The organism is Mycobacterium sp. E787 (assembly GCF_001668725.1).
GTDB lineage: Bacteria > Actinomycetota > Actinomycetes > Mycobacteriales > Mycobacteriaceae > Mycobacterium.
Window position 1 is genome coordinate 23,676 of the sequence record NZ_LZKL01000104.1, and the last position, 16,828, is coordinate 40,503.

16 protein-coding genes are annotated in these 16,828 nt (G+C 68.7%); 9 read left to right on the forward strand and 7 right to left on the reverse strand.

Annotation, left to right across the window (positions count from 1 at the left end):
• Positions 1-292: 292 nt before the first annotated feature.
• Positions 293-1,843: a chromosomal replication initiator protein DnaA gene (dnaA, locus tag A5705_RS20770; protein ID WP_068279684.1), complete on the reverse strand. Its 1,551-nt coding sequence runs from the start codon at positions 1,841-1,843 to the stop codon at positions 293-295.
• Between the two features lie 584 nt (positions 1,844-2,427).
• On the opposite strand from dnaA, the gene rpmH reads away from it, so the two are divergent.
• The 9 genes from rpmH (at position 2,428) to A5705_RS20805 (ending at position 8,884) form a co-directional block, all read left to right on the forward strand.
• Positions 2,428-2,571, forward strand: a complete 144-nt coding sequence (gene rpmH / locus A5705_RS27450) for a 50S ribosomal protein L34 (RefSeq protein WP_079219747.1) — start codon at positions 2,428-2,430, stop codon at positions 2,569-2,571.
• Between the two features lie 23 nt (positions 2,572-2,594).
• Positions 2,595-2,951, forward strand: a complete 357-nt coding sequence (rnpA, locus tag A5705_RS20775) for a ribonuclease P protein component (protein WP_082956601.1) — start codon at positions 2,595-2,597, stop codon at positions 2,949-2,951.
• The gene (gene yidD, locus A5705_RS27455) at positions 2,948-3,295 is read left to right on the forward strand and encodes a membrane protein insertion efficiency factor YidD (RefSeq protein WP_082956602.1); all 348 of its coding nucleotides are present in this window, start codon (positions 2,948-2,950) and stop codon (positions 3,293-3,295) included. The genes rnpA and yidD overlap by 4 nt, the downstream gene beginning before the upstream one ends.
• On the forward strand, positions 3,279-4,397 hold the full coding sequence (yidC, locus tag A5705_RS20780; protein ID WP_068279686.1) for a membrane protein insertase YidC: 1,119 nt from the start codon (positions 3,279-3,281) through the stop codon (positions 4,395-4,397). Before yidD ends, yidC begins: the two co-directional genes overlap by 17 nt.
• A gap of 84 nt (positions 4,398-4,481) precedes the next feature.
• Positions 4,482-5,057, forward strand: coding sequence for a R3H domain-containing nucleic acid-binding protein (locus A5705_RS20785; protein WP_067883215.1), 576 nt, complete (start codon positions 4,482-4,484; stop codon positions 5,055-5,057).
• Between the two features lie 87 nt (positions 5,058-5,144).
• The gene (gene rsmG / locus A5705_RS20790) at positions 5,145-5,882 is read left to right on the forward strand and encodes a 16S rRNA (guanine(527)-N(7))-methyltransferase RsmG (protein WP_067883224.1); all 738 of its coding nucleotides are present in this window, start codon (positions 5,145-5,147) and stop codon (positions 5,880-5,882) included.
• Positions 5,777-6,838, forward strand: a complete 1,062-nt coding sequence (locus A5705_RS20795; RefSeq protein ID WP_156738550.1) for a ParA family protein — start codon at positions 5,777-5,779, stop codon at positions 6,836-6,838. Before rsmG ends, A5705_RS20795 begins: the two co-directional genes overlap by 106 nt.
• Positions 6,839-6,860: 22 nt before the next feature.
• Positions 6,861-7,844: a ParB/RepB/Spo0J family partition protein gene (locus A5705_RS20800; RefSeq protein ID WP_067883216.1), complete on the forward strand. Its 984-nt coding sequence runs from the start codon at positions 6,861-6,863 to the stop codon at positions 7,842-7,844.
• 275 nt (positions 7,845-8,119) lie between these two features.
• Positions 8,120-8,884, forward strand: coding sequence for an acetyltransferase (locus A5705_RS20805; RefSeq protein ID WP_067883217.1), 765 nt, complete (start codon positions 8,120-8,122; stop codon positions 8,882-8,884).
• On the opposite strand, the gene A5705_RS20810 is transcribed toward A5705_RS20805, so the two are convergent.
• From A5705_RS20810 to A5705_RS20835, 6 genes are all read right to left on the reverse strand, one after another.
• Entirely contained in the window at positions 8,881-10,101 is a 1,221-nt protein-coding gene (locus tag A5705_RS20810) for an N-acetylmuramoyl-L-alanine amidase (RefSeq protein ID WP_067883218.1), read from the reverse strand. The two genes, A5705_RS20805 and A5705_RS20810, sit on opposite strands and share 4 nt — an antisense overlap.
• Positions 10,102-10,226: 125 nt before the next feature.
• Positions 10,227-10,580, reverse strand: a complete 354-nt coding sequence (gene trxA / locus A5705_RS20815) for a thioredoxin (RefSeq protein ID WP_067883219.1) — start codon at positions 10,578-10,580, stop codon at positions 10,227-10,229.
• Positions 10,577-11,575 carry a thioredoxin-disulfide reductase gene (trxB, locus tag A5705_RS20820; RefSeq protein WP_067883220.1) on the reverse strand — a complete coding sequence of 333 codons (999 nt, stop codon included), beginning with the start codon at positions 11,573-11,575 and terminating at the stop codon, positions 10,577-10,579. Before trxB ends, trxA begins: the two co-directional genes overlap by 4 nt.
• 78 nt (positions 11,576-11,653) lie before the next feature.
• Positions 11,654-12,397, reverse strand: a complete 744-nt coding sequence (locus A5705_RS20825; RefSeq protein WP_067883221.1) for a hypothetical protein — start codon at positions 12,395-12,397, stop codon at positions 11,654-11,656.
• Positions 12,390-13,001, reverse strand: a complete 612-nt coding sequence (gene sigM, locus A5705_RS20830) for an RNA polymerase sigma factor SigM (protein WP_068279689.1) — start codon at positions 12,999-13,001, stop codon at positions 12,390-12,392. Before sigM ends, A5705_RS20825 begins: the two co-directional genes overlap by 8 nt.
• A gap of 63 nt (positions 13,002-13,064) precedes the next feature.
• Positions 13,065-16,541 (reverse strand): lipid II flippase MurJ, encoded by a 3,477-nt coding sequence (locus A5705_RS20835; RefSeq protein ID WP_369829616.1) that lies wholly within the window; start codon positions 16,539-16,541, stop codon positions 13,065-13,067.
• Positions 16,542-16,828 lie beyond the last annotated feature (287 nt).

The following is a 16,828-nucleotide window of genomic DNA, read 5'->3' on the forward strand; positions in this document are numbered from 1 at the left end:
TTCAAAGAACAAACTACGGATAGATCTCAGTACTAGTAATAAGTGCTGTGCATTCTGGGGACAGCAGGACCTTGTCGCAGCTAGGGGAGTCATCGGGTTGTGGATGACACCGTTGACAACACTGTGCGCGGCCGTGGCGGGCTGGGGATCGGCGTGGGGTGTGCATGCGAACCCGCTTGGTGCACCGATCTTTGGACGGATTTTGCACAACGCTGCGCACAGCGTGACGGTGTGACACGTGTGACAGGGGAGTGAGAAGTTTTTCGAAAAAAATTTGGTGGATGCGCCGAAGTCAGCGCTTGGACCGCTGCCGGATCCGGGTGGTGAGTTCCTTGACGTGATCGAAGACCTCACGGCGCTCGGCCATCTCGGACAAGATCTTTCGTTGCGCGTACATGACCGTGGTGTGGTCGCGGCCGAAGGCCTGGCCGATCTTGGGCAGCGACAAGTCGGTCAGCTCGCGGCACAGGTACATCGCGATCTGCCGCGACTGGGCCAGTGCGCGGGTCTTGCCGGGGCCGCGTAATTCCTCGACGGTGGTGTCGAAGTACTCGGCGGTGGCGGCCATGATCGTCGCCGCGCTGATTTGCATGGTGCTGGCGTCGGCGATGAGGTCGCGAAGGACGATCTCCGCAAGGGACTTGTCGATCGGCGTCTTGTTCAGCGACGCGAACGCGGTCACCCGGATCAGGGCGCCCTCGAGCTCGCGAATGTTGCGTTCGATGCTGCTGGCGATGAGCTCGAGGACGTCGTCGGGCACGGCCAGCCGCTCCATTTGCGCTTTCTTACGCAGAATCGCGATGCGGGTCTCGAGTTCCGGCGGCTGGACGTCGGTGATCAGGCCCCACTCGAACCGGGTCCGCAGCCGGTCTTCGAGGGTGGCGAGCTGTTTCGGCGGCCGGTCGGACGAGATGACGATCTGCTTGTTCGCGTTGTGCAGCGTGTTGAAGGTGTGGAAGAACTCTTCCTGGATGCCTTCTTTGCCCTCGATGAACTGGATGTCGTCCACCAGCAGCACGTCGACGTCGCGGTAGCTGCGTTTGAAGGCCACTTTGCGGTCGTCGCGCAGCGAGTTGATGAAGTCGTTGGTGAATTCCTCGGTGGAGACGTATTTCACCCGCATCCCGGGGAAGAGGCGCTGCGCATAATTACCCGCCGCGTGCAGGAGGTGCGTCTTGCCGAGGCCGGATTCGCCCCAGATGAAGAGCGGGTTGTAAGCGCGGGCCGGCGCTTCGGCGATGGCCAGGGCCGCGGCATGCGCGAAGCGGTTGGAGGCGCCGATGACGAACGTGTCGAACGTGTAGCGCCGGTTGAGGCTGGTGCCGCCGGCGATCGCGGGGTCGGCCGCGTGCGGGCGTTCGGTGAAATAGTTGGGCCAGCTGTGTTCGGCGGCGACTTCCCCGTTTTCGTCGCCCTCGTCGCCGTCGATCGAGGTGTCGAGGAGGGAGTCGTCCGGCTGGCCGGCGGCCTGGATCTCCGGGTCCGCGGTGAAGGGCTCCGTGGCGGTGAAGGCTCCGTCGTCGCCGTCGTCGGCGGGTGGGGCGATGCGCACCCCGAGTTGGATCTGCTGCCCGAGCCGGCGGCTGAGCGCGTCGGTGATCGGGGCGCGCAGGTGACGCTCGATCTCGTTCTGCACGAAGCTGCTCGGCACCGACAACAGGGCGAATCCCTCGACGATGGTGAGCGGCTGGACGAGGTTCAGCCACGCCCTTTGCTGTGGGGTCAGCGGGGTGGCGAGGGCGGTGCGATTGGAAGCGATGCCGTCGGAGACCGAGTCGCCGTTCAGCTCGGAGACGACCGCGTTCCAAACTGTCGTGAATCCTGAACCGGGGTCATCGGTCAACGACGTAATCTCCCTGGTTCTCGCAGATCCCGGGTCGAGGGGCAACCACGCTTGCCGACGAAACGACTGTCCACATAGTTATACACAGGTGTGGACAGGATGATGGTAAACGAGCCGCAGCCTATCGGCGACGGCCCATGATCTCCGCGCTGAGGGCAACCCGTGCGAGTCGCCTAGACAGCTAGTCGATCCGCCATCCTCGCTTCGTCGTCGAGCGCCGCTCCACTCTGAAACGGCATTGCCAGAAGCTAACAGTTTTCCGCGCGGCTGCCAACCGTTCTGCTGCATTCCAATCGGCCTCTTTAGGGTTGTTTGGGGCCTGCGTATGTGTCGTCGACCCATCGTGCCGCAACGACGTCTGCGAGAACTCGGGTTTTCACGGATGAGGTCAGTTGGGTCCGTTGGGGGAGACCAAGTTTGACCCAGCGAAGCCGCGTCAGTACCCTCAAACAGTCGCCCGAAAGTCGGCGATACGGCTGCGACCCGGACGAAGCCCGGGGACCGCGCCGGCCAGCAGCAAGGCTTAACCTCCGATCGTCTCGCAGACGAACGCGGTCGGATGGTTCGAAGACGAGGAGAACGCCGTGGCCAAGGGCAAGCGGACCTTCCAGCCGAATAACCGGCGCCGAGCCCGCGTGCACGGCTTCCGGTTGCGGATGCGCACCCGTGCCGGGCGCGCAATCGTCTCCAGCCGGCGCCGCAAAGGTCGCCGCGCCTTGACTGCCTGATCGCAACACCGGGCTTTTCAGCGGTGCTTCCCGCGCGCAACCGCATGAGGCGGTCAACGGAGTTTGACGCCGCGGTGAAGTACGGGATGCGCTCGGGGCAGCCCGACGTCGTCGTGCATGTGCGACGCGCCCCGGAAGACGGCGCGGGTCCGCAGGTCGGGCTGATCGTCGCCAAAACGGTGGGGTCGGCGGTCGAACGTCATCGCGTCGCCCGTCGGCTCCGCCACGTCGTCCGCACCATGCTGGACGATCTGCACCAATCGGACCGGGTGGTGATCCGGGCATTGCCGAGCAGCCGCCAGGCGTCATCCGCCCGGCTCGAACAGCAGCTGCGGCGGGGCTTGCGTCGCGCCTTCGCCGCGGCGGGAAGCGACCGATGAGTGCACCGGCGCAGTCACGCGCGGCGAGCCGGGCCGCGGTGCGCGGACTGATCTTCCTCATCCAGCTGTACCGGCACATGGTGTCGCCGCTGCGCCCGGCGACGTGTCGGTTCGTGCCGACCTGTAGCCAGTACGCCGTCGACGCCCTCACCGAATACGGCTTGGTCCGGGGGAGCTGGATGGCCGCGGCCAGGCTCGCCAGATGCGGACCATGGCATCGGGGAGGATGGGATCCGGTACCGGATCGACACGCATGCCGGGCGAGCTTCGAATCCGCCGGCCCCCCCACTGGACAAGCGGGGGACCCCGCGCCGGAGCAACGGGAGAGTGAATCTTTTGTTTGATTTCTTCAGCCTCGACATCGTCTACTACCCGGTGTCGTGGATCATGTGGGCTTGGTACAAGTTGTTCGCGGCGTTGCTCGGACCGTCGAATTTCTTCGCCTGGGCCCTGTCGGTGATGTTCCTCGTGTTCACCTTGCGGGCCCTGCTGTACAAGCCGTTCGTGCGCCAGATCCGCACCACCCGGCAGATGCAGGAGCTGCAGCCGCAGATCAAGGCGCTGCAGAAGAAGTACTCCAAAGACCGCCAGCGGATGGCGCTCGAGATGCAGAAGCTGCAACGCGAGCACGGCTTCAATCCGGTCCTCGGCTGCCTGCCGATGCTCGCGCAGATCCCGGTGTTCCTCGGGCTGTATCACGTGTTGCGGTCGTTCAACCGGACGACCGGAGGCTTCGGCCAGCCGCACCTGTCGGTGGCCCAGAACCGGGCGACGGGCAACTACTTCTTCAGCCCGTCCGACGTGGCCCATTTCCTGGACGCGAATCTGTTCGGCGCGCCGATCGGCGCGTTCATGACGCAACATTCCGGGCTGGACGCCTTCACCCACTTCAGCCGCCCGGCGGTGATCGCGGTCGGCGCCCCGGTGATGATCCTCGCCGGTGTCGCGACCTACTTCAACAGCCGCGCATCGGTGGCCCGGCAGAGCCCGGAGGCCGCCGCCAACCCGCAGACCGCGATGATGAACAAGCTCGCGCTGTACGTGTTTCCGCTGGGCGTCGTCGTCGGCGGGCCGTTCCTTCCCCTCGCGATCATCCTGTACTGGTTCGCGAACAACATTTGGACGTTCGGGCAGCAGCATTACGTGTTCGGCATGATCGAAAAAGAGGACGAGGCGAAGCGGCAGGAAGCCGTTGAGCGCCGAGCGGCCAACGCGCCGGCGCCGGGCGCCAAACCGAAGCGCGGCCCCAAGGCGACAACGGGGAGCGACAACGGCTCGTCGACGGCGAGCAACGACGCCGAGCGGGAGACCGAGGAATCCACCGGCGGTGCGGGCGAGGCGGAAACGGCAACCGCGCGGCCGGACAAGCCGAGCCCGGCTCGCAACACTGGACCGACCAATCGCACCCCGCGACCCGGGGCGCGACCCAAGAGGCGAAAACGCTGACGCGTCGCCACAGCTTAAGGGGGACCCCGGGCGAATGGCCCGAGTCGGACGGGAACCCCGCGGATGAGGGAGAGAGAGAACGACATGACAGACGCCGAGACGACCGAACGCGACGTTGACGCGGAACTCGACACGCAAGCACCGGCAGCCGAGGACGAGGTGACGGCGGAACGGGACGCCGACCAAGTCGACGACCTGGAGGAGCGACTGGTCGCCGAGGGCGAGATCGCCGGCGACTATCTCGAGGAGCTGCTGGACCTGCTGGACTTCGACGGCGACATCGATCTCGACGTCGAGGGGGATCGGGCCGTCGTGAGCATCGACGGCAGCAACGACTTGAACAAGTTGGTCGGCCGCGGGGGTGAGGTGCTCGATGCGCTCCAGGAGCTGACCCGGCTCGCGGTGCACCAGAAGACCGGCGTGCGGAGCCGGTTGATGCTGGACATCGCGAGCTGGCGCCGGCGCCGGCGCGAGGAGTTGGCCGCCCTGGGCGACAAGGTGGCACGGCGGGTGCTGAACACCGGTGAGCGCGAGGAGCTTTCTCCCATGACACCGTTCGAGCGCAAGATCGTCCACGACGCCGTCGCGGCCGTTCCGGGGGTGCACAGCGAGAGCGAGGGGCAGGAGCCGTCGCGGCGCGTCGTTGTCCTGCTCGACTAGCGCGCCGAGTCACAGCCGTGTAATTCGCGGGGTTCAGCCGGACGGCCACAGGGATCGAGGATGTTTCACGTGAAACAGGAACGCGAGATGTTTCACGTGAAACACGGCGACGGGACGACCGGCCCGGGGTCCGGCGACGCGCCGGCCGACCCCGGCTCCCTGACCGACGCGGCTACCGCCGTCTTCGGCCCGGGGATCGACACCGCGCGGCGCTACGCCGAGCTGTTGGCCGGCCCGGGCGTCGAACGCGGGCTCCTCGGTCCCCGCGAGGTCGGCCGGCTGTGGGACCGCCACCTACTCAACAGCGCGGCGGTCGGGGAGCTCCTCGGACCGGGGGAGCGGGTGATCGACATCGGCAGCGGTGCCGGGCTGCCGGGGATACCGCTGGCGATCGCGCGGCCCGACCTGGAGGTCGTCCTGCTGGAACCGCTGTTGCGGCGAAGCGAGTTTCTCACGGAGGCGGTCGCCCAACTAGGGTTGTCGGTCGAGGTGGTGCGCGGGCGCGCGGAGGAGCGTTGGGTGCGGGATCGGTTCGGCGCCCGGGACGTCGCGGTGTCGCGGGCGGTCGCATCGCTGGACAAGCTGACGAAGTGGAGCATGCCGTTGCTACGGCCCGACGGGCGGATGGTCGCCATCAAAGGGGAGCGCGCTCCCGAGGAAGTGGAAACATACCGGCGTGTGATGGCGGCTGCGGGCGCCGTTGATGTCAGGGTGGTGACATGTGGCGCGAACTTTTTGCGTCCGCCCTCAACCGTGGTGTTAGCGCGACGCGGAAAGCCGTCGCGTCAAGGACCGACTCGTATCGCAGACAGGGGGACACGGTGAGTTCTCCACCCGAGTGGTCGGGCGGTTCCGCGCCGGCCGAGACGGCGGCGCCCCCGGACGGCGCGCACGGGGCCGATCATGTTTCACGTGAAACATCGGACGACTTCGATACGCCGATCGGCGCCGCCGCCGAGCGGGCCATGCGGATCCTGCACACGACCTACCCGCCGCTGCGACGGCCGGCCCACCGCCGCCTGTTCACCGTCGCTAATCAGAAGGGTGGCGTCGGAAAGACCACCACCGCGGTCAACCTCGCAGCCGCGCTGGCGGTGCAGGGGCTCAAGACCCTCGTCATCGACCTCGATCCGCAGGGCAACGCGAGCACGGCGCTCGGCATCCACGACCGTCAAGCGGGCACCCCGTCGTCCTACGAAGTCCTCCTCGGCGAGGTGTCGTTGCGGGACGCGTTGCGGCCCAGCCCACACAGCCCCCGGCTGTTTTGCGTGCCGGCCACCATCGACCTGGCGGGCGCCGAGATCGAATTGGTCAGCATGGTCGCGCGTGAGAACCGGCTGCGCACCGCCCTGGCCGAGCTCGACCAGTTCGACTTCGACTACGTCTTCATCGACTGCCCGCCATCGCTCGGGCTGCTGACGATCAACGCCCTCGTGGCCGCGCCGGAGGTGATGATCCCGATCCAGTGTGAGTACTACGCGCTGGAGGGCGTGTCGCAACTGATGCGCAACATCGAGATGGTGAAGGCGCACCTCAATCCGCAACTCGACGTCACCACCGTGATCCTCACGATGTACGACGGGCGGACCAAGCTGGCCGACCAGGTGGCCGAAGAGGTGCGCCGGTACTTCGGAACCAAAGTGCTGCGGACGGTGATTCCGCGCAGCGTCAAGGTTTCGGAGGCGCCCGGCTACAGCATGACGATCATCGATTACGACCCCGGTTCCCGGGGCGCGATGAGTTACCTCGACGCGAGTCGCGAACTCGCCGAACGTGATTGACCGCCATCCTGAAGGGACGACCATGACGCAGCCGTTACGCAAGAAGGGCGGCCTCGGCCGCGGCCTGGCTTCGCTGATTCCCACCGGTCCCGCCGAGGGCGACCCGGGCCCGGCGACGCTGGGTCCGCGGATGGGGGACGCGGCGGCGGACGTCCTGATCGGGGGACCGGGCCCGGACCTGGCGCCGGCGGGCGCGGTGTACCGCGAGATCGCGCCCACCGACATCGAGCGCAACCCTCGCCAGCCCCGGCAGGTGTTCGACGAGGAGGCGCTGTCGGAATTGGTGCACTCCATTCGCGAGTTCGGCCTGCTGCAGCCGATCGTCGTCCGGGCGGTGACCGGAACGCCGGGCGGTGCGCGATATCAGATCGTGATGGGGGAGCGGCGTTGGCGCGCGGCCCAGGAGGCGGGCCTCGCCACGATCCCGGCCATCGTGCGCGAAACCGGTGACGACAACCTGCTGCGCGATGCCCTGCTCGAGAACATCCACCGCGTGCAGCTGAACCCGTTGGAAGAGGCGGCTGCATACCAACAGTTGCTCGACGAATTCGACGTCACCCACGACGAACTGGCGTCCCGCATCGGCCGGTCCCGGCCGCTGATCACCAACATGATCCGGCTGTTGAAGCTGCCGATCGCGGTTCAGCGCCGGGTCGCGGCGGGCGTCCTGTCCGCGGGCCATGCCCGGGCGCTGCTGGCCCTGGAGGCAGGCCCGGAGGCTCAGGAGGAATTGGCCGGGCGGATCGTCGCCGAGGGTCTGTCGGTGCGGGCCACCGAGGAGGCGGTCACCCTGGCCAACCGGGGCGACGCGGCCAGCCCCGCCCCCCAGCGCCGCAAGCCGATCCAGATGCCCGGCCTGCAGGACGTTGCCGATCGGCTGTCGAACACGTTCGACACGCGGGTGACGGTCAGCCTGGGCAAACGGAAGGGCCGGATCGTGGTCGAGTTCGGTTCGGTGGAAGACCTTCAGCGGATCGTCGACGTGATGACCCCGCGCAAGGCCTGACCGGCGACACGGTGTAATTACGTCACTGTGACATTGCGCCGGCTGCGGGATGCGGATGAGCCGCACCCGTCATCGCATCGTGACCCAGTTGTGATGTGGCCCAGCGACTTTCGTGGTGCGGCCGATGAGGCGCGGTGCCCGACCGGAGTTTGCCGCGCCGGTTGAAGTGGTGCAGCAAACACTGGTCCGATGGTGGCCAATTCTCCTATCCTGGAGGGGTTGCCGGTGGCCCCGAGAATGGAAGGCCGCGGTACCGGACGGAAGCCAGGAGGCTAGTGTCTGCTCGAATCATGCCCTTGCGGCTCGAGGCTTTCGAGCAGCTTCCCAAGCACGCGCGCCGCTGCGTGTTCTGGGAGGTCGATCCGGCGACCCTCGGTAACCAGGACCACCTCGCCGACCCGGAATTCGAGAAAGAGGCCTGGCTGTCGATGGTGATGCTGGAGTGGGGCTCGTGCGGTCAGGTCGCGACGGCGATCCCGGACGAGCGCAGCCATGCCGAGCCGCCGTGCCTGGGGTATGTCCTCTACGCGCCGCCCCGCGCCGTGCCGCGGGCCCAGCGGTTTCCCACGGCGCCGGTGTCCGCCGATGCCGTGCTGTTGACGTCGATGAACATCGAGCCGGGGCAGGCCTCCGACGACCTGCCGCACGGGCTGATCGCCCGGGTCATCGACGAGCTGGTCCGCCGCGGGGTCCGGGCCCTGGAGGCTTTCGGCCGCACGCCGGAGGCCTCCGAGTTGCAGGATCCGCGGACGGTGGATCCCGATGTCCGGCCGGTGCTCGAAGCCCTCGGCGACTGCTCGGTCGACCACTGCATGATCGACGCCGAGTTCTTGAAGGACGTGGGATTCGTTGTGGTGGCGCCCCATCCGTTCTTCCCGCGGCTGCGGCTGGAACTGGACAAGGGGCTGGGCTGGAAGGCCGAGGTCGAGGCGGCGCTGGAGCGCCTGCTGTCCAGCGCCCAGCTGCAGGAGCCCGTCGGCGCGGGTGCGGCTGCTTCCTCCGTCACCTCGAACAGCGTGCAGACCGGGGAAGGTGGTTAGGAACCGCCCAGCCGGGATGCCCGTTCCACCGACAACTCGTGAGCCAGCAGTTCGGCGAAGGTGAAAGTGCCTGTGGGCCGGTCGTTTTTGCCGAGCAGATAGAGCCGTTTGACCGCGGCCAGGATGCCCTCGGCGATGGCGTCGCGGGTCTGCGTCGAAATCAGCATCGCCTGGTCACGGGGGTTGGTGATGTAGCCGACGTCGACCTGAACGGTCGGCATCCGGGTCAGCCGCAGCAGGTCCCAGGTCCGGCCATGCGTTCGGCAATCGCGTAAACCGGTGCGGGCCACCACTTCTCGTTGAATGAAGTCGGCGAGGTTGCGGCCGATGGTCGACACCGAACCGTGCGAGTTGCCGAAGTGGAAGGACGCCACGCCGTTGGCCGACGGGCTCGCCTGGGATTCGCAGCGCAGGCTGATCATCAGGTCCGCGCCGACGTTGTTGGCCGTCGCGGCGCGCTCGGGGTCCGACGGGCTGCGATTGGTCGGCCGGGACAGAAAGGTCTCCATGCCAATCGCGGTCATCCGGCCCTCGAGCCGGCTCGCCAAGTCCCACAACACATCCGCTTCGCTGATGGGTCCGGCCGGGCCCTGCATGATCAGGCCGCGATCCGCGCCGCCGCGGCCCGGGTCGATGATGATGCGCTTGCCCGACAATTTGGGGCCGGACCGGCGGACCAGCTCCTCCTCGCGGATGGCGTGTGGTGAGCCGCCGGTGACCCGCGAGCTCAAAAAATACAAGGAGCGCAAGGTTTCTGGACCGCAGATGCCGTCCGCGGCGAGCCCATACTCGCGCTGGTACGACATCAACGCGTTGTGGGTCTGCAGTCCGAAGTGGCCGTCGACCAGGCCGGTGTAGAACCCGAGGTCCTGCAGCCGCGCCTGCAGCGTCGCCACGTCGTCGCCGTAGAGCGGGGCACCGAACTGGTGGTACAGCGTGCGCGCGCCGAGCCGGTACGAGGCCTCCTTCAACGCGCGGTAGGTGGCCTCGCCGACGATGCCGTCTACCAGCAACCCGCGATTCTGCTGGAAAGCGCGCACCGCCTGATCGAGCTCGGTGTCGAAGACCTCGGGGGCCACATGCCGGCCGGTGGTCATGTCCTCGTCCGGATTGTCCAGCATCCCCAGCGTCGCGAGCGTCGCCCGGATCTCGGTCACGGCTGCGCTGCGGTCACCACAGCGCAGCGCGTCGCCGTCTACACGGCGCGGACTCGACATACCAAGGGCCCTCCGGGACAAGGCTGAACACGGGCAACAGCTAGCCGTTATTGTCGCAGACGCTTCTCAATTTTCGGAAAACCCCAGGCTAAGCCCGGGCGCGGCGTGGCGAGCCGGATAACGCCTCAGGTGAGGTTCGGAACCGCGTCGGAGAGCTCCCGCAGCAGCGCCGCCTTGCCCTTGGCGCCGACGATGCGCTTCACCGGCTGGCCGTCCTTGAACAGGATCATCGTGGGGATCGAAACCACCTGGAAGTCGCGAGCGGTCTCCGGGTTGGCGTCCACGTCGAGCTTGGCGACGGTGAGCTGACCCGCGCGCTCGCTGGCGATCTCCTCGAGAACCGGCGCGACCATCTTGCAGGGCCCGCACCACGTCGCCCAAAAGTCAACCAGCACAGGCGTATTGCTGCCCAACACCTCCGTGGAGAACGACGCGTCGGAGACTTCTATTGTGCTGCCGGATTTTTCGGCGTCGGTCATCGTGGTGCTCCAATCAGTGTGTCGGTACCCTCGGCGGTTGTTTCGTGCTCGGCCAGCCAACGCTCGGCGTCGATGGCCGCCGCGCAGCCACTGCCCGCGGCGGTGACCGCTTGCCGGTAGGTGCGGTCGACCAGGTCGCCGGCGGCGAACACCCCGTCGAGCGAGGTGCTGGTGGTGCGCCCCCGCACCAGGACGTAGCCGTCGGGATCGACGTCGACGACGTCGCGCACCAGGCCCGAGCGTGGTTCATGACCGATCGCCACGAAGGCGCCGGTGACCCGGAGCGTCGACTCCGCGCCAGTTACGTTGTCGCGCAAGCGAAGTCCCGTCACCGTCGTGTCGCCCTCGACGGCGAGCACGGCGACGTTGGTGACGAACTTGATCTTGTCGTTGTTGCGAGCGCGTTCGAGCATGATCTTGGACGCGCGGAACTCGTCGCGGCGGTGCACCAGCGTCACGCTGGTGGCGAAGCGGGTCAGGAAGAGGGCTTCCTCCATCGCCGAGTCACCGCCGCCGATGACCGCGATGTCCTGGTCGCGGAAGAAGAACCCGTCGCAGGTGGCACACGAGCTCACGCCGCGCCCCAGCAATTCCTGCTCGCCGGGGACCTGCAGGTAGCGCGCCGCCGCGCCCATGGCCAGGATGACGGCCCGGGCCCGATGGGTCTCGCCGTCGGCGGTGACGACCGACTTGACCGGACCCGTCAACGAGACCGATTCGATGTCCTCCATCCGCAGGTCCGCGCCGAAGCGCAGCGCCTGCTCGCGCATCTCGTCCATCAACGCCGGGCCGGTGATGCCGTCGCGGAAGCCGGGGTAGTTCTCCACCTCGGTGGTGGTCATCAGCGCGCCGCCGAACGAGGTGCCCTCGAAAACCAGGGGCTTCAGCTGCGCGCGGGCCGTGTAGAGGGCCGCGGTGTACCCGGCGGGACCGGAACCGATGATGATGACGTCGTGGACGGTGTCCTGGGTGTCGGCGGGGGTATCGGCAGTCATTCGAGCCTTTCGGGTGCGGAAGCTACGTCTACGAACGCCAGCGTAGGCGCCGGTGTTCCCGGGGTACTGGGCACCAGACTAAGGGCGCTGGACCTGCGTGTTGGCCAGCAACCCGGTGTCCGCGGCGCTGCAATTGAGCGCCACCGCGAAGACCGCCAGGTTGTCGGGCGTGTCGGCGGGCAGCACCAGCAGCACACCGGGGCGGGCGTTGATCTCGACCGGCCGCGCTCCGAGCACCCGCGTTGACGCGGGATAGCCGAGCCCGCCGAGGCACGACGCGCGGCGCGCGGGATCGGCGAGCGGGCCGTAGTCGGGACTGCGGTTCAGCAGCTCGAGGATCTCGTCCTGCGACAGCGGGATGGCCATCGGCGGTGTCGACACCGTGATGTGCTGCGCCGTCGCGGGGGTGCTGGGGGTGGGCTCCGGCGCGTTGAGCAGCGCCACCGTGCCCACCCCGATCGCCGCCAGTACCGCCCCCGCGCCGGCCACGGCGGCGGCCAGCCGCGCGGGGCGGATGTGCGGCCGCGCCGAGTGCTCGAGACCGACGCCCGGTTCGTTTCCTTCCCCATCCAGCGCCGCCGAGATGCGGGCGGTCACCTCCGGCGGCACGTCGGGGGCCCCGGAACCCGAGGTGTCGTCGGCACCCAGCGTGGCCACGTCGCAGCGCACCCGGTTGAGGGCGCGCAGGATGCCCTGGGCCTGCGGGTCGTCGCGGACCCGGCCGCGGATGCGGGCCGCGGAATCGTCGTCGAGCAGACCGGCCTGCAGGTCGGCCAGCAGCTCGACCGTCAAAGGCGGCTCGTCGTCGTCGGGTTCACCCATCCGCCCCAGTGTCCGTCATGCGCTGCTTGACGGCCATGGGTGCGGCCCGGTCGGGACCGGCGTTGAGGTAGCCGAGCAGCTCGGCGAGCCGGACCCGGGCGCGCGAGCATCGGCTTTTGACGGTGCCCTCGGCGACGCCCAGCAGCGCGGCGGTGTCGGCCACCGAGTAGCCCTGCATGTCGACGGCCACCACCGCCGCCCGTTGCTCCACCGGCAGGCGCATCAGGGCCCGTTGCACCACGATGGCCGTCTCGACCTGCGCCGTGCGATCGGCGACCGGATAGACGTCCTCCAGCGGCGCGGTCGGGTGGGCCTTGGTGCGGCGCAGCCGGTCCAGGCAGGCGTTGACGACGATGCGGTGCAGCCAGCTGCCCACCGCCGCGTCGTGCCGGAACGAACCCGCGCCCCGATGCGCCGAGAGCATCGCGTCCTGCAGCGCGTCTTCGGCGTCCTCGCGGGTGCGGGTGGTCAGCCGGGCCAGGCGGTGCAGCTGCCGTTGGTGGCGGTGAAACAACTCGCCGAAGGCGTGGCGGTCGCCGGCGACGTGGGCTGCCAGCAGTTCGGCGTCGGTGCGTTCGCCCTGGCTGTTCCCCCCGAGACCCACGGCCGGACAGTAACCAATCGGGGGGTCGCGCGGCACTTCACCAACGCAGGGTTTGTGAGTGCGTCAGGACGCTGCTTGAACGGTGATCTCCGAGAAACCCGCCTGGCTCTTGCCGCTGGTGGTGCCCAGCGTGGAGATCCACACCAGCAGGTTCGACGTCGGCGCGCCGGACCGGACCGGAATGACGTTGTGGCCGGGCTTGAGCGTGAAGGCCGGGGCGAGCACGGTGGTGTCTTCGAGCTTGGCGGGCGAGGCCGTCGACGACGAGCGGATCTCGACCTTGGTGCCGGTGCTGGGCGTGTCGATGGTGACCTGCCCGACCACCGTGGGCTGCGGAAGCTGCAGCATCAGCCCCTCGCCCTGCTTGAAGCTGGGGAACGGGACGGCGTCGGTATAGACCTCGGTCGCCCAGGCGGTGGAGGGGTCGCCGTCGATCGCCTGCCCGGCCGTGCCCGGATTGTCGGGATCGCCGTCGGGGGAGAAGACGGTGGCCTTGGTGGGTTTGACGACGCTCCCGGACGCCGCGGAAGCCGGCGCCGACGAGGATGTCGACGACGACGGCCCGTTCAGCCCCAACTCGTCCTTGTTGAGGCCGCCGACATTGCCGAAGATCTTGCTCACCACCGACGCCAGCACCAGCAGGGCCACCACGATGACGGCCAGGGCGGCGCCGACGCCGATCAGCACGTTGCGGCGCCGGCGCGCAAAGTTCGCATACTCGCGGCCCGAGGACGGCCGCGCGGTGGTCGGTGGCGGAGAGTCGTCGATCGGCCCGAGCACCTCGGTGCGGTCGGCCACCGCGGTGGCCTGCTGCAGCAAGTTCAAAAGCGTTGAGGCGCTGCGTATCCCGCCGTCCTCTTGAACCGCGCGAACGGCCACCGCGGAAATCTGGAAGGGGATGTCGCGGTCGATGACCATGGGTTCGACGGGATTGCCCGCGGAATCGCGCTCGGCCGATGCCAGCCCGCTGCGCACCCCGGACTCCGGCAGTGGCCACCGGTTGACCAGCAGGGCGTACAGCGCGGCGCCGATCCCGCGGATGTCGTCCTGCGGGTTGGCGTCGGGCATGGTCGCCGGGTAGGCGAGCACGACGTCGCCGTCGATGCTGACCCGCACCCGGTTGGGGTGGTCGATCGACAGGGCGACCCCGGCGCGATGGGCGGCGTCGGCGGCGGCGGCCAGCGACTGCATCGCCCGCACGGCGCCGATGGGCGACGGCGAGGTGTCGGCCACCTCCTGCAACGAACCGCCGCGGATCCACTCGGAGACGACCAGGCCGCCGGACCCGGTGTGCACCACGTCGAGCACCCGGGCGATGCCGGGCTTGTCGATCCTGCTGAGCCGCAGGGTGCGGGACAGGATGTCCTGCAGCACCTCGTGGGGCAGCGCTCCGTCCGGATCGACGAAGGTCAGCGCGACCTGCCGGTCCAGCGCGGTGTCCAGCGCCTGCCAGAACTGCAGGGGAGGCGCGCCGCCGTGGAAGACCAGCAGGCGATATCGCCCGCTGGCGATCCGCGCGCCGGGGACAAGGTGGACGTCCTCGGACGCCGATTCGCCGACCCGGTCGCGGGCGGCGTCGAATGTGCTTGGGCCGCGGGGGTTTTCGGCCGAGAGGTCGCCGTTGAGCCGGTCGGCTGGGCGGGGCGTCGGCCGGGGATCCGGCTCACGCGGAATGTCGGGCTGGAAATCGTCCGCGACGGGCCGCGGGCTGTCGGCGCCTGACCCCAGGCCGGATCCAGCGCCGGATGCGCTCTCCACTGGGCGGTCGGTCACCTCCGGTCCTTTCGCTACGCGGGCGCTGGCTACCCCATCCGGAGGCCTGCGCCGGATCGGCTCCTGAACCGCGTTGACCCCCGGCGGGGACGAATTCCTCTGCTCAGGGTACGTGACGTGGGCACGCTGAGACGATCCCTGACGTGCAGCCGGTTTGCGGGCCGGCGGCTGGGCGATCCGATCGCCGCCGAGCCACGGGACTCGGCGCCGGACGGCAGCGAGCGCCGCCTGCGCCTCGGGGACGTGCGCCCGCAGCATGACCGTCGCGAGGATCGGCGCCATGATGACCGCCAGCACCAGCAGGCGCAGCAGGGAGCCCCCGGCGCCGTGGGCGGTGAGCCGGCTCAATCCCAGCAGCCGGTCGGCGACGTGAGCGAGCAGACCGGCCAGCATCGACGCGACGATCGTCACCAGGATCGTCCGCACCGTGCCGACGTCGATCAGGTGTCCACCCTTCGGCAGCAGCGCGTGCCGTAACAGGTAGTAGCCGACGATCGCGCCGGCCAGGAAGCCGACACCGTTGGCCAGGCCCAAGAACCCGGCCACCAACTTCGGATCGCCGGTGAGGTGCGGCGCCAGCACCGAGCCGACGATCTTGACCGCCGTGATGACGAGGATGATCACGATCGGCGTCCAGGGCTGCTCGCGCGCATAGAAAACGCGCAGCTGCAGCAGCACCAGCCCGTAGGGGATCAGCGTGAACGCCGACAACGCGATCGCGGCGCCCAGGTAGCCGGCGTCGACCCCGCCGAAATGCCCGTAGGCGAACAGCGCGCTGCCGATCGCGGGTCCGCCGACGGTCATGAACGCGACGATCGGGATCAGCGTGATCAGCGTCAGCCGGGTGGCCAGCGACAGGTCGGCGAGCACGGCCTTGGTGTCGTCGGCCGCGGCGTTCCGGCTCAGCCGCGGCATCACCACGGTCAGCACGGTCACCCCGATCATGCCGAACGGCAGCATGAGCACCAGCCATGTGTAGTTGTAGATCGCCGGGCCAGAAGCCGCCGCGGTGCTCGCGATCTGGTTGCCGATCACCAGGCCGAGCTGGCTGATCAGCACGTAGAGCACCATCGCCGCCGCCATGGTGCCGAACCGCTTGAGGCGCTCGTCGATTCCCCACAGCGGGCGCAGGCTCACCCGCTCGCGCTGGAGCGCCACCAGCAGCACGGCGGTCTGCGCGAACACGCCCAGGGTGGTGCCGATGCCGAGCACCAGCAGCTTGGCGTTGCCCATCCGTACGGGGTCGACCGACAGCTCGCCCGGGACGGCCAGGTACACGCCCAGGGTGGCGAGCGCGACGACGTTGTTGACGACGGGCGCCCAGGCGGTCGGCCCGAACACGTTGCGGGTGTTGAGGATCGCCATGAACACCGAGGTCAGGCCGTAGGCCAGCACCTGGGGCAACAGCAGGTAGGCGAAAGCGGTGGTCAGCGGCTCGTTGACCTGCGGGGTGCGCCCGAGCATCAGCCGCACCAACAGCGGCGCTGCCACCACCGACAGCGCGGTGGCGATGACCAGCAGCGCGGTGGTCAGGGTGACCAGGCGCCGCACGAACGCCGCGCCGCCGTCGGGGTCGCTCTGTTCGGCGCGGGCCAGCACCGGCACGAAGATCGCGGTGAACGTCGCCTCCAGCACGAGCGCCGCGACCAGGTTCGGCAGCTGATTGGCCACCGAGAAGGCGCTGGACAGCGCCGCGCCCAGGATGGCGGCCAGCACGACGATCCGCGCGAAGCCGGTGATGCGGCTGACCAGCGTCGCGAACGCCATCCCCCACGATCGCGAGACCAGGGCGGCGTCGGACAGTTCGGGCCGCCGGCGCGCCAGCTCGGGCACCGGCGGAAGGGGGCCCGTCGGCGGCCCGGGGCGGATGCGGCGTGCCGAGGGTGGCACGCGCTGCGGCTGCCGCGGTGCCTGGGCGTGGGTGCGGCGGGCGGTCGGGCTCATACCCGGTGTTGCTGATCGACGCGACCGCCGATCTCGTCGTGCAGGGCCGCCCGAGCATCAGCCGCACCAACAGCGGCGCTGCCACCACCGACAGCGCGGTGGCGATGACC

Bases quoted from the DNA above. Each gene is read 5' to 3' on its own strand.
- yidD (WP_082956602.1), top strand. From the start codon at position 2,948: ATGAGTGCACCGGCGCAGTCACGCGCGGCGAGCCGGGCCGCGGTGCGC.
- A5705_RS20785 (WP_067883215.1), top strand. From the start codon at position 4,482: ATGACAGACGCCGAGACGACCGAACGCGACGTTGACGCGGAACTCGAC.
- rsmG (WP_067883224.1), top strand. From the start codon at position 5,145: ATGTTTCACGTGAAACACGGCGACGGGACGACCGGCCCGGGGTCCGGC.
- A5705_RS20795 (WP_156738550.1), top strand. From the start codon at position 5,777: ATGTGGCGCGAACTTTTTGCGTCCGCCCTCAACCGTGGTGTTAGCGCG.
- A5705_RS20800 (WP_067883216.1), top strand. From the start codon at position 6,861: ATGACGCAGCCGTTACGCAAGAAGGGCGGCCTCGGCCGCGGCCTGGCT.
- A5705_RS20810 (WP_067883218.1), bottom strand. From the start codon at position 10,101: ATGTCGAGTCCGCGCCGTGTAGACGGCGACGCGCTGCGCTGTGGTGAC.
- trxA (WP_067883219.1), bottom strand. From the start codon at position 10,580: ATGACCGACGCCGAAAAATCCGGCAGCACAATAGAAGTCTCCGACGCG.
- trxB (WP_067883220.1), bottom strand. From the start codon at position 11,575: ATGACTGCCGATACCCCCGCCGACACCCAGGACACCGTCCACGACGTC.
- A5705_RS20825 (WP_067883221.1), bottom strand. From the start codon at position 12,397: ATGGGTGAACCCGACGACGACGAGCCGCCTTTGACGGTCGAGCTGCTG.
- A5705_RS20835 (WP_369829616.1), bottom strand. From the start codon at position 16,541: ATGGCGTTCGCGACGCTGGTCAGCCGCATCACCGGCTTCGCGCGGATC.